This window comes from Clavibacter tessellarius (assembly GCF_001618005.1).
GTDB lineage: Bacteria > Actinomycetota > Actinomycetes > Actinomycetales > Microbacteriaceae > Clavibacter > Clavibacter tessellarius_A.
Genome location: NZ_LQXA01000061.1, coordinates 1 through 12,576, shown reverse-complemented (window position 1 = coordinate 12,576; position 12,576 = coordinate 1). Strand labels below are relative to the sequence as shown.

At 74.4% G+C, this 12,576-nt stretch carries 9 protein-coding genes; 3 read left to right on the top strand and 6 right to left on the bottom strand.

Annotation, left to right across the window (positions count from 1 at the left end):
• Positions 1-31: 31 nt before the first annotated feature.
• The 4 genes from AWH51_RS14815 to AWH51_RS14800 form a co-directional block, all read right to left on the bottom strand.
• The gene (locus AWH51_RS14815; RefSeq protein ID WP_063072821.1) at positions 32-1,927 is read right to left on the bottom strand and encodes a YhgE/Pip family protein; all 1,896 of its coding nucleotides are present in this window, start codon (positions 1,925-1,927) and stop codon (positions 32-34) included.
• Positions 1,924-4,857, bottom strand: coding sequence for an MMPL family transporter (locus tag AWH51_RS14810; protein WP_063072820.1), 2,934 nt, complete (start codon positions 4,855-4,857; stop codon positions 1,924-1,926). Before AWH51_RS14810 ends, AWH51_RS14815 begins: the two co-directional genes overlap by 4 nt.
• A gap of 55 nt (positions 4,858-4,912) precedes the next feature.
• Positions 4,913-5,491: a TetR/AcrR family transcriptional regulator gene (locus tag AWH51_RS14805; protein ID WP_063072819.1), complete on the bottom strand. Its 579-nt coding sequence runs from the start codon at positions 5,489-5,491 to the stop codon at positions 4,913-4,915.
• Between the two features lie 89 nt (positions 5,492-5,580).
• Positions 5,581-6,735: an SLC13 family permease gene (locus AWH51_RS14800; RefSeq protein WP_063072818.1), complete on the bottom strand. Its 1,155-nt coding sequence runs from the start codon at positions 6,733-6,735 to the stop codon at positions 5,581-5,583.
• Positions 6,736-6,898: 163 nt separating this feature from the next.
• Here AWH51_RS14800 and AWH51_RS14795 point away from each other — a divergent pair, with 163 nt between their 5' ends.
• Positions 6,899-7,087, top strand: coding sequence for a hypothetical protein (locus AWH51_RS14795; RefSeq protein ID WP_063072817.1), 189 nt, complete (start codon positions 6,899-6,901; stop codon positions 7,085-7,087).
• A gap of 40 nt (positions 7,088-7,127) precedes the next feature.
• Here AWH51_RS14795 and AWH51_RS14790 read toward each other — a convergent pair whose 3' ends face one another.
• Positions 7,128-8,357 (bottom strand): mechanosensitive ion channel family protein, encoded by a 1,230-nt coding sequence (locus AWH51_RS14790; RefSeq protein WP_063072950.1) that lies wholly within the window; start codon positions 8,355-8,357, stop codon positions 7,128-7,130.
• A 210-nt stretch (positions 8,358-8,567) separates the two neighbouring features.
• On the opposite strand from AWH51_RS14790, the gene AWH51_RS14785 reads away from it, so the two are divergent.
• Positions 8,568-9,260, top strand: a complete 693-nt coding sequence (locus AWH51_RS14785; RefSeq protein WP_254654603.1) for a hypothetical protein — start codon at positions 8,568-8,570, stop codon at positions 9,258-9,260.
• A gap of 23 nt (positions 9,261-9,283) precedes the next feature.
• Here AWH51_RS14785 and AWH51_RS14780 read toward each other — a convergent pair whose 3' ends face one another.
• Entirely contained in the window at positions 9,284-10,666 is a 1,383-nt protein-coding gene (locus AWH51_RS14780) for a glucose-6-phosphate dehydrogenase (RefSeq protein WP_063072816.1), read from the bottom strand.
• Between the two features lie 57 nt (positions 10,667-10,723).
• On the opposite strand from AWH51_RS14780, the gene AWH51_RS14775 reads away from it, so the two are divergent.
• The coding region (locus AWH51_RS14775) for a glycoside hydrolase family 15 protein (protein WP_063072815.1) at positions 10,724-12,576 on the top strand (1,853 nt) is incomplete at its 3' end.

The following is a 12,576-nucleotide window of genomic DNA, read 5'->3' as shown; positions in this document are numbered from 1 at the left end:
GAGCGCCCGGCGTCGGGTCGTGCGGAAGGCGTCAGACGGCGACGGCCGCCGACGCCGGCGCGCTGCCCGGCAGGAGGCCGAGGCTCCGCGCCCGCCGCGAGCGCCGCGTCACCAGGTAGGAGACGGCGAGGCTCAGCAGCAGGAACACGGCCAGCGTGCCCGCGGCTCCCCACGCGACGGCGGGCGCTCCCCCGGCGATGATCGCCTGCATGCCCGACGCCGCGTACGTGAGCGGCAGGAACGGGCTGATGACCTGGAACGGCTCCGCCACGAGCTGCAGCGGGATGACCCCGCCCATCGCCGCGGCCTGCACCGCCAGCAGGATGAGCGAGACGACCATGCCGGTGCGGCCGAACGCCTGGCGCAGCAGGTAGTGGATCGCCGTGAAGGCCGCCGCGGTGACGGCGGCGAACCCGAGGGTCGCGGGAAGCAGCGCGAGCGACAGCCCGAGCGCGGCGTGCACGAGGGCGACGAGCAGCACGACCTGGGCGAGCGCGATGAGCGCGGCGCGGGCGAGCACGCGCCCCATGACGCGGCCCGTCGCGGCCGACGAGGCGAGCAGGCGGCGCGCGGCCGGACGCAGCACGAGGAAGGTCGCGAAGGCGCCGAGCCAGAGGCCGATGGGCACGAAGATCGCGGCGACGGCGTCGCCCGGGTTTTCGATCTCGTTCTCGCGCTGCACGGTGAGGCCCACCGGATCCGCGACGACGCCCGAGGCGGAGGCCGCCTGGTCGGCGTCGAGCGACGGGATCTGCTCGGCGCCCCGCGTGAGGCCCTGGCCGAGCTCGGTCGCGCCGGAGGAGAGCGCCGTCGCGCCCGTGGCGAGGTCGCCCGCTCCCGTGGCCGCGCCGGTCGCGCCCGTGCGGAGCCGGCCGAGGCCGTCGTCCAGCTGGCGCGCGCCGGAGACGAGGGCCCCGCCGTTCGCCGCGAGCTGCGAGGCCCCGGACGCGCTCTGGCCGATGCCCTGCTGCACGCCCTGGATCCCGGCCGCCGTCTTCGTCGCGAGGGCCTGCCCCTGCGCCGCGTACTCGTCGATCCCCTGCTCGAGCGGCGCGAGCTGCGCGGCGATCGGCGCCGTCTGCGGGTTCGCGGCGAGCTGCTGCCGGATCCCCTGGACCTGCGTCGCGATCCGCCCGGCCCCGCCCGCGTACTGCCCGACGCCGTCGGAGACCTGCGAGAGCCCGGCGGCCCCGGTCTGCAGCCGGTCGAGTCCCGAGGAGAGCTGCGAGACGCCGCCCGTGTAGGTGCCGAGGCCGTCCGCGAGCTGCGACGCGCCCTGCTGCGTGCGGCCGATGCCGTCGCCCAGCTGCGTGATCCCGTCGCCGAGCGTCGTCGCGCCCGAGGAGAGCTGCGTGGCTCCGTCCGCGAGCTTGTCGGCGCCGGTCCCCGCGTCGGTGAGCGAGCCCTTGAGCCCGCCGAAGGTCGTGTAGATGCCGGAGACGAACTGCGACGTGATGGCGTTGCCGAACACGCTGGTCATGCCGACCCCGACGGCCTGCGTGGCCGCGCCCGTCAGGTAGCCGTGCGCGTCGTCGGTCTCCACGCTGATCTGCGCGCGCTTCGGGGCATCGGTCGAGAGCGACACGATCGAGGAGGAGAAGTCCTTCGGCACGGTCAGCACCGCGTAGACCTCGCCGTCGTCGAGCATCCTCTGGGCCTCGTCGGCGTTGGTGATGGTCCAGTCGAAGGCCTGGTTGTCGTCCGAGGTGAGCTGCGTCACGAGCAGGCGGCCCGCGAGCACGGGCGACTCCGTGCCGTCGGGCGCCTTCTGCTGCACGATCTCGTCCTGGTTGACGATGGCGGCGGGCACGCGCTCGACGCCCTTCGCGACGTCCGAGAGCGAGCCGATGAAGAGGCCGGCGACCGCGAGGGGCACGATCGCGACGAGGGCGACGGCGAGGCGTCGGCGGGTGGAGCGAGCGGTCATCGGAGGGTCTCCTCGACGGTGGTGACGGTCTGGTCGTGGCCGGGCTGGTCGGCTGGCGGCGCCGTGTCGGCCTCGAGCCGGAGGCGGACGGTCGGCCGCCCGGGGATCCCGTGGTCGTCCGGGAACCACGGCGCGCCCAGGAGGACGGTCGTGCTCTCGTGGACGAGCGCGGGCAGGGCGGCGAGGAACGCGCGCTCGGCGGCGGCGTCCGGGAATGGGTCCACCACGTCGAGCACGAGCACGGGGGCGCGTCCCGAGGCGGCGATGGCGGTGAGGGCGATGGCGCGCTCGAGCGGCAGGAGGGATCCGACCGGGTCGTCGGCGCCGATGCGGAGCGCGCCAGCGGCGTCGGCCGCCTGGTCGATCCGCTCGAGCCACTCGGCCTGCCGGGCGCGGGCTCGCCTGTGACGGCCCATCGGCTCGGACAGGTCGATGCGCTCGGCGAGGAGGTCCCCCACCGTCAGCCCCGAGTCCACCCGGTCGACCCTGCCGAGGTCGGCCATGGCGACGCTCGTGAGCACGCGGCCGGACTCGGACGCGAGCGGGTGGCCCGCGACCTGCGCGCGGCCGGAGAGCGGCGTGAGCCGGGCCCCGAGCGTGGCGCCGAGGAGCCGGCGGTCGGCGACGTCGCCCTCGACGAGCACGAGGGATCCGGATGGCGCACGCAGGTCCACCGGCAGGAGCCGGCGCCCGGGGACGCCCGCGACGAGCCGCTCGGCCGCGACGGCGGCGCCGGACGCATGCGCCCAGTCCACGTCGTCCTGGTGCTCGCGGAGCCCCTCGCCCTCGATGTCGACGTCGGGGAGGATCCGGTCGAGCCAGCGCGGGATCCACCAGGCGCGCTTCCCGAGCAGCGCCATGGCGGCCGGCACGAGGGTCATGCGCACGAGGAACGCGTCGAAGAAGATGCCGACGGCGAGGCCGAGCGCGATGGTCTTGATCACGCCCGCGCCCTCGGGCACGAAGGCCGCGAAGACGAAGAACATGATGAGCGCGGCCGCCGTCACGACCCGGGCGGCGCCCGAGAAGCCCGTGACGATGGCCCGCCGCGCATCGCCGTGGTGCACGAAGTCCTCGCGCATCCCGGAGACGAGGAAGACCTCGTAGTCCATGGCGAGCCCGAACAGGATCGCCATGAGGAGGATCGGCATGAAGCTGAGGATCGGGCCGGGCGTGACCCCGAGGACGTCGGCGAACGCGCCCTGCTGGAAGATCAGCACGACCGTGCCGAACGAGACGACGACGCTCAGCAGGAAGCCGACCGCGGCCTTCACGGGCACGAAGACCGAGCGGAACACGATCATCAGCAGGATGATCGACAGCCCCACCACCACGATCCCGAACGGCACGAGCGCCTGGTCGAGCCGCTGCGAGATGTCGTTCTGCACCGCGGTGGTGCCGGTGACGGACACGCGCGTGTCGTAGCGGTCCCGGAGGCCGGGCGCGAGGTCGCGGATCGACTGCATGAGCGCGGTCGTCTCCGCCGACTCGGGCGGGCTGTCCGGGAGCACCTGGATGATCGCGGTGTCGACCGAGGGGTTGGGCGTGCCGGTGCCGACGAAGGCCACGTCGTCGAGCCCGCGGATCTCGTCGCCGATCTTCCCGAGCACCCCGATGGGGTCGGTGGTCTGCGTGATGTCCACGAGCACGACGAGCGGGCCGTTGTGGCCGGGGCCGAACGCGTCCGAGACGGTGTCGTACGCGACGCGGCTCGTGGATCCGGCGGGCTCGGTCGCCCCGCTCGGCAGCCCCAGCTGCAGCTGCGACGCGGGCACGGCGAGGAGGCCGGCGATGCCGATGACGATCACGACGGGGATGATCGGCACCTTGGTGACGACCGCCACCCAGCGCGCGCCGAGCGTGCGCTGGGTGCCCTCGGCCTGCGCCTTGGCGCGGCGCGCGGCCCGCGAGCCCTCCTTCGGCCGGAGGCGCTCGCCCGCGAAGCCGAGCATCGCCGGCAGCAGCGTGGTGGCGACGCCCATGGCGAGCAGCACCGCGAAGGCCGCGCCGAGGCCCATGACCGTGAGGAACGGGATCTGCACCACGAGGAGGCCGAGCAGCGCGATGATCACCGTCACGCCCGCGAAGATCACGGCGCTGCCGGCGGTCGCGACCGCGGTCGCCGCCGAGCGCTCGACGGGCATGCCGTTGGCGAGCTGCGTCCGGTGCCGCATGAGGATGAAGAGGGCGTAGTCGATGCCGACCGCGAGCCCGATCATCACCGCCAGCAGCGGCGACGCGCTCGAGACCGTGACGAACTTCGAAGCCGCCATCAGGGCACCCGCCGAGGCCGCGACGCCGACGAGCGCGCCGATGAGCGGCAGCCCCGCCGCAAGCATCGAGCCGAACGTGAGCACGAGCACGAGGCCCGCGAAGAGCACGCCGAACGCCTCGGTCACGGTGACGCCGTAGTGGACGTCCTGGAAGACCTGGCCGCCGAACGACACCGTCATCCCCGCATCCTCGGCCGCCTGCGCGGACGCCTTGAGCGCGTCGAGGGTCGCGGGCGTCACCTGGTCGCTCTGCCCGGCGAACTGCACGGTCGTGATCGCCACGGTGCCGTCCGCGGACACCGCGTCGCTCGCGTACTCCGAGAAGGGCGAGAGCGCCGTCTCGACGCCCGGCACGTCGGCCGCGGCCGTCGCGGTCGCCTCGATGGCGGCCTTCTCCGCGTCGTCGGTGACCTTGCCGCCCGCGGGCGCCTCCGTCACGATCTGGGCGCTCGCGCCCGCGGCCTGCGGGAACACGGCGGCCAGCCGGTCGATGGCCTCCTGCGACTCCGTGCCCGGGATCGAGAACGACTCCTGGGTCTTCCCGCCGAGCGCGAGGCCGCCGCCCAGCAGGATGCCGAGGATGACGATCCACGCGGCGACGACGCGCCACGGGTGGAGGAACGAGATGCGTCCGAGTCGGTACAGCAGCGTGGCCATGGGCGGTGGCTCTCCTTCGGAGGGTGGTGCGGGGGGGGGACGGGCGGAGCGGGGATCAGGCGGAGCGGGCGCCGAGGGGGGCGAGGAGCTCCCCCACGACCACGACGAGAGCGGCCCGGAGCTCGTCGTCGGGCAGCGGCTCGTTGGTGGACCAGTCGTCGCTCGCGGCGAGGATGTACGCCGCGCCGCCGAGGGCCACGCCGAAGCGCAGCTGGTCGAGCGTGCTGTCGAGGGCGCCGGCGGTCTCGCCGAGCGTGCGCACGAGGTCGTTCGCGCGCTCGATCACGGCAAGGTGGCCGAGCGACCGGCCCTGCGTGATGAACAGCGCCACCTCGTGCCGGTGCAGCAGGAGGAAGTCGATGAAGCGCTCGACGAAGAGCCGCCTCGCGTCCGCGTCGCCGCGGATGGAGTCGGCGCGCTCGATGACCTCGGCGAGCGCGTCGATCGTGGGCTCCAGGAGGGCGTCGAGCAGCGCCTCCTTGGACGCGAAGTGGTAGAGCACGCTCGACTTCGAGTAGCCCGCCTCGTCGGCGATCTGCTGCAGCGAGGTCGCCTGGAAGCCGTCGCGGGCGAAGCGCGCGGCGGCGATCGTCCGCAGCTCGTCGCCGGCGGAGGCGCGGGGGGTTCGGGTCACCCGTCGAGCCTAGGTCGACCGATCGGTCAGGTCCTGCACGATCGGTCAGACTGCCAGCCGCCTGTCAGGCGGGACGGCCGGACGGCGGGTCAGCGGATGAGCACGAACGCGAGCATCGCGAGGCCGACGGTGAGCGGCGCGACCACGAGGCCGAGCAGCACGTACCGCGACCACTTGATGTGCACCCCCATGCTCACGAGCCGCTCGTGCCAGAGCAGGGTCGCGAGCGACGCCCACGGCGTGATGAGCGGACCCGCGTTGACGCCCACCAGGATCGCGACGAGCCGCTCCGGGGATCCGGCGACGGGCTCCAGCGCCAGGTAGGCCGGCAGGTTGTCGACCGCGTTGGCGCTCAGCGTCGCGACGCCCGCCAGGCGGAAGAGCGACGCGGCGTCCTGGCCCTGGCCCGAGATCGCGGCCATGACGGCGGTGAGCCCGAGCGACTGCGCGGCCTCCATCACGATGAAGAGGCCCGACGCGAACACGACGAGCTGCCACGGCAGGAGCCCCAGCCGGAGCACCCGCGGGCGGCGGACGGCCGTGAGGATCGCGAGGACGACGGCCGCGGCGAGCGCCGGGATCCACACCTCGACGCCCGAGACGAGCGCCGGCACGAGCAGCCCCACCACGACGGCGCTGCCGACGAGGAGCACGCGGTCGGTCGGCGCCGAGGGCGCCCCCACCTCGTAGCGGGTGAAGAGGTCCTTGCGGTGGATGACGAGGATCGCGAGCACGGGCACGGCGATGGCGACGAGGGCGGGCGCGACCGTGAGCGCCGCGAAGCCGGCCGGGCCGAGGCCGCCGAGCTCGTGCTCCGCGAGCAGGTTCGTGAGGTTCGAGACGGGCAGGAGCAGCGACGCCGTGTTCGCGAGCCACACCGTGGTGAGCGCGAACGGGAGCGGCGGCAGCCCGCAGTGGCGCGCGAGCACGACGACCACGGGCGTGAGGAGCACGGCCGTGGTGTCGAGCGACAGGAAGATCGTGCAGAGGCACGCGAGCACGACGGTCGCGAGCCACAACGCCCAGGTGCGGCCGCGGCCGAGGCCCGCGGCCCGCTCGGCGATCCAGGTGAACAGGCCCGCCTCGCTGGCGAGCTCGGTGACCACCGTGATCGCGACGACGAAGAGGAGGATCGGCCAGACCCGCTCGTACAGCACGCCGAGGTCGTCGAGCGGGAGGGCTCCGGTGGCCACGGCGACGGCGCCGACGACGAGGAGCACCACCCCGATGAGGGCTGTGCGCACGGGCGCCTCCTGTCTGATCCGCGATCACTGTACTCATCGCGCGCCGGGAGCCCGCACCGCCTGCGGAAAGGGGACGGCGGCGGGAGGGCGGCGGGGCGGCGCGCGCCGGGCGGCGGTCGCGGCGACCGGATCCCGGTACCGTGGAAGCACACTGGGAGGTGTCATGCGCAAGTACATCCTGAACGGCAGCGTCCTCAGCGCCCTCATCGGCGGCTGGAGCACGCTCCAGACGACCCGTCGGGGTCCGCGCGACTGGAAGCTCGGCCTCATGTGGCTGAGCTGGGGCATCACGATGGCGATCGCCGTCGGCACCGTCATCGAGGACTCCCGCGACGGGCAGCTCGGCAACTAGCCGCCCCGCGCCGTGACGCGCATGCCCCCGGGCGTGCGCGTCACTCGTGCGTGCGCCAGCGGTCCCCGTCGACCCCGAGGTCGATGCGCTCGGCGGCCGGTACGGTCGAGATCGGTCCGGTGAACAGCCCCGCGCGCGAGTCGCCCTGCGCCGTGCCGGAGAACAGGCCCGTGGGCTCCGCTTCCGCGGTCCGCCGTCGCGCGCGGGATGCGTCCTCGTGCTCGCCCGGATCCACCATCTGCACGCGCGTGCGCGGCAGCGACTGCGGGCTGCTCTCGTGCAGGAACGTCACGAGGCGCTCGCGCACGAGGCAGCGCAGGTCGAAGAGCGTCGGCGCGTCCACGGCCGAGACGAGCACGCGGATCCGCACGTAGCCGCCCACCGCATCCGTCACCTGCAGCACGGAGACGCGGCCGTCCCAGAGGTCGGTCGTCGCGAGCACGCGGTCGAGCTCCTCGCGCATGCTCGCGGGGGTCGCGCGCCAGTCGAGGTCGAGCTCCACGGCCCCGAGCAGCTCGGACTTCGTGCGCGTCCAGTTCTGGAACGGCGTGGTCGTGAAGTAGGTGGACGGCAGCACCATGCGGCGGTCGTCCCAGATGTGCACCACCACGTAGGTGAGCGTGATCTCCTCGACGCGGCCCCACTCCTTCTCCACGATGACCACGTCGTCGACCCGGATCGCGTCGCTGAAGGCGAGCTGCATCCCCGCGAAGACGTTGGCGAGCGTCGACTGCGCCGCGAGGCCGGCGACGATGGACACGAGGCCGGCGGACGCGAGCACGGATGCCCCCGCCGTCCGCGCCCCGGGGAAGGTGAGGAGGATCGCGCCGACGGCGACCACGACGATCGCGACCACGGTGAGCCGGCGGATGATGAGCACCTGCGTGCGCACCCGGCGCGCGACGCGGTTGTCGGCGACGTCCACGCGGTAGCGGCTGAGCCCGAGGTCCTCGAAGAAGATGGCCAGGGCGCAGACGAGCCAGGCGGACGCGACGATCGTCACGACGTGCAGCAGGTGGTCGAGCCCGTCGCGCAGCTCGCCCGGGGCGATGGAGGCACGGAGCGCGACCCACAGCGCCACGACGAGGAGCAGCACGCGGAAGGGGCGCCGGGCGCGCGTCACCAGCCGGGCCGCCCACTCGCGGCGACGGGCGATGACCCGCACGACGAGGGCGACGACGGCGGTGACGAGCAGGGCGGCGGCCACGGCCGCGAGCAGCGTGACGATCACGGCCACGGCGGGCTGGGCGAGCAGGGCGGGCAGGTCCATGGATCCTCCGGTCGGGTGGGGCGGACCGCGCTGTCCCGGGAGGATCCAGTGTCGCAGCCGCGGCCCGGGAGGGACGTGGCCGTCGACGGGGACGGGGGCGCGCTCTCCGCGCCCCCATGCGGATCCGCTCGGCGTGTCGCGAGGACGCCCGGGCGTGTCGGCGGCGATCATGGTCCCGATCGCGGCGGTGCGATCGGGGAGGTCGGGATCATGTTCCGATGGCTGAGGCGCAGGACCCGCTCGACCGAGGCCGCGCCCGCGGCGCCGGATGCACGATCCGCCGGCACCGGCGCCTCCGCTGCCGACGCGCCCGCTGCCGACGCGCCCGCTGCCGACGCGCCGGCGTCGACGCCGACGGAGAGCCCGTCCGCGTCGCTCGCCACCGGCGAGCTCGCCGCCAGCGCGGCCCGGCTGCACGGCGGGCCGGGGCGTCCGCCGCACGTCGCCGCGCACGAGGCCGGAGCCCCGGCGGGGGCACCGGCGCACGACGCGCCCGCGGACGCCACGGTCTCCCCCGCCGACGCGGATCCCGACCTCCGGCCGCTCGCGCTGATCGTGCACGCGGCGCTCGCGCATCACTTCGGTCCCGACGGCGCGTGGGCGCTCGTGCGCCGGACGCCCGACACGACGGCCGGGTTCTTCGACGAGCTGATGACCGCGCACATCGCCCGCGACGTCGCCCTCGCGCTCGGCGCCGCTCCGGCCGCAGCCGACCTCCCGCTCACGGACGCGCGCGCGACCGGCTCCGCCGCATCGCCCTCCCGTGCGGAGTCCGCCCGGGAGGACGCGGTGACGCGCGAGCTCGCGGTGTTCGACGAGGATCCGCTCGACGGCACGCTCGCCGAGCTCGCGGGCGACCCCCGACGCGTGCCCGCGCTGCTGCGCGGGATGCGAAGCGCCTAGCCAGGACGGCCGTCGGCGACAGCTCAGCCCCTCGGGGCCACCTGCGGCCCGTCCCACGGCCCCGCGGATCCGGCCGGGTACTCCTCGAGCGGCACGTCGCCCGCGCGCCAGGCGGCGATCACCGGCTCGACGATCCGCCAGCACTCCTCGGCCGTGTCGCCGCGCACCGACAGGCTCTCGTCCTCCGAGATGATCCCGTCGATCACCTGGCCGTACGGCGGCAGGTCGCCCGCGTCGAACGCGGTCACGAGCTCGGCCCGGTCGATGACGTCGGGGTCGGCCGGCCCGTTGACGTTGAGCTCCAGGTGCAGCTCGTCGGGCGCGAGGAGGATCCGGATGCGGTCCGGCTCCCCCGCGCCCGAGAGACCCGTGGGCACGTGCGGCGCGGGCTGGAAGGTCACGACGATCTCGCGGCGGTGGTCCCGCATCGCCTTGCCGGAGCGGAGGCGGAAGGGCACGCCGGCCCAGCGCCAGTTCGCGATCTCGACCGTCAGCTCGGCGAGCGTCTCCGTGCCGCGCGACGGATCCACACCCTCCTCGTCGGCGTAGGCCGGCAGCTCGCGGCCCTCCACGTCGCCCGCGGAGTAGCGGGCCCGGCGGGAGGAGGCGACCGGGTCGCCGCCGAAGGGCCGGGTGGCCCGGAGCACGAGCGCCTTCTGGTCGCGGATGTCGCGCGCGTCCGTCGTGGCCGGCGGCTCCATCGCGAACACGGCCATGACCTGCAGCAGGTGGCTCTGGATCATGTCGGTGAGGGCGCCCGCGGTGTCGTAGTAGCGGGCGCGGCCCTCGAGCGCGAGCTGCTCGTCGTAGACGATCTCGACGCTCGCGATGTGCTGCGCGTTCCACACCGGCTCGAGCAGCCGGTTCGCGAAGCGCAGCCCGAGGAGGTTCCGCACGGTGGAGCGGCCGAGGAAGTGGTCCACCCGGTGCGTGCGCTCCTCGGGCACGAGCGTCGCGAGCAGCCGGTTGAGCGCCTGGGCGCTCGCGAGGTCGGTGCCGAACGGCTTCTCCAGCGAGAGCGACGTGCCCGCGGGCAGCGTCATGCCGGTCATGGCCTCGCACGCCCTCTCGGTGACCGCCGGCGGCAGCGCGAAGTAGACGGCCGGGGCCGCATCGCACGCCGCGAACAGGCGCTCGAGGTCGGCCTGGGCGGTGACGTCGGCCGAGAGGTAGGTCGTGCCCGCCAGCACGCGGTCGACCGCCGGGCCCTCCGCGCCGAGCGAGGCGAACGAGGTGCGGACGACGTCGCGCCAGCGGTCGTCGTCCCAGTCCTCCGTGCCCGCGCCGACGAGCTGCAGGTCGAGGTCGGGCCGGTGCGCGAGGAGCTCGCCGAGGCCGGGGAGGAGGAGGCGCGCGGAGAGGTCGCCGCTGGCGCCGAGGATGAGGAGCGTGGAGGTCGCGGGCATGCGGCCAGGGTACGCGGGGCGGACGGGATCGACAGGCGGCACATGGGACGATGGGCCATGGCCATGCGCATCGAGGACTACGCACTCATCGGGGACTGCCACACGGGAGCGCTGGTCGGGCGGGACGGCTCCATCGACTGGCTGTGCCTGCCGCGCTTCGACTCCGCGTCCATGTTCGGGGCGCTCCTCGGCACGGACGAGCACGGGTCCTGGCGCCTCGCCCCCGCGCACCCGGACGCCTCGGTCTCGATGCGCACCTACCTCGGCAACACGTTCGTGCTCTGGACCCGGTGGGAGACGCCCGAGGGCGCCGTCGAGGTCACCGACTTCATGTCGATGGGCAACCGCCGCGCCGACGTCGTGCGGCGCGTCCGCGGCATCAGCGGCACCGTGCGGATGCAGGGCGACCTCCGCCTGCGCTTCGGCTACGCGACCGCGCTGCCGTGGATCCGCAAGCTCGACGACGGCGACCCGCGCCTCGTCGCGGTGGCCGGCCCCGACGCCGTCGTGGTCCGCGGCCCCGAGCTCACCGCCACGAACCACCACCACGGCGTGGGCTTCGACGTGCGGGCCGGCGAGACCGTCGACCTCACGCTCACCTGGTACCCCTCGCACCGCAGCGAGCCGCCCGCGTTCGACGTGGACGCGGCGCTCGAGCACACCACCGAGTGGTGGGAGAGCTGGGCGAGCTCCATCGAGCACTCCGGCCCCCACCAGGCCGCGGTCCGCCGCTCGCTGCTCGTGCTGCGCGCGCTCACGCACGAGGACACCGGCGGCATCGTCGCCGCCGCGACCACGAGCCTCCCCGAGCAGTTCGGCGGCCCGCGGAACTGGGACTACCGCTACGTGTGGCTGCGCGACGCGTCCCTCACCCTCGAGGTGCTGCTCGCCCACGGCTTCGACGACGAGGCCGACGAGTGGCGCACGTGGCTCCTGCGGGCCATCGCCGGGGATCCGGGCGACGTGCAGATCATGTACGGCCTGAGCGGCGAGCGCTACCTCCCCGAGCGCGACCTGGAGAGCCTGCCCGGCTACGAGGGCTCCGGCCCCGTGCGCGTCGGCAACGGCGCGTTCGAGCAGTACCAGGCCGACGTGATCGGCGAGGTGATGATGGCGCTCCAGGCCGCGCGCGACGCCGGCGTCGGCGAGACCGAGTTCTCCTGGCCGCTGCAGCGCGCGCTCATCGGCTACGTCGAGGAGAACTGGGAGCGGCAGGACAGCGGCATCTGGGAGATCCGCGGCGCCGAGCAGCACTTCACCCACTCGCGCGCGATGATCTGGGCGGCGCTCGACGCGGCCGTGCAGGGCGTCGAGCGGCACGGCCTCGACGGACCCGTGGAGCAGTGGCGGACGCTGCGCGACCGGGTGCGCGACGAGATCCTCGACCGGGGCGTGGATCCCGCCACCGGCGCCTTCCGCCAGCACTACGGCACGACCGAGGTCGACGCGTCGCTGCTGATCCTCGCCCAGGCCGGGTTCTGCGCCTACGACGACCCGCACATGCTCGCCACCGTGGACGCCATGGAGAGGACCCTCATGCACGAGGGCTTCCTGCTCCGCTACGACACGAGCGCCGGCGTCGACGGCCTGCCCGCCGGCGAGAACCCGTTCCTCGCGTGCTCCTTCTGGCTCGTCGAGCAGTACGCGCGCTCGGGCCGGGAGGCGGACGGGCGCGAGCTCATGGAGCGGCTCGTCGGGCTGTCCAACGACGTGGGGCTCCTGTCGGAGGAGTACGACCCGGTCCAGCGTCGCCAGGCGGGCAACGTGCCGCAGGCCCTGTCGCACCTCGCGCTCGTGCGCGCGGCGGACGCCCTGGAGGCCGCCGCCGCGGCGCACCCCGACGAGCTCGACCGGGCGCACCAGGCGGGCAACGCCGCGCTCGCGCACGCGGAGGCGGCGCGGGCCGCGGC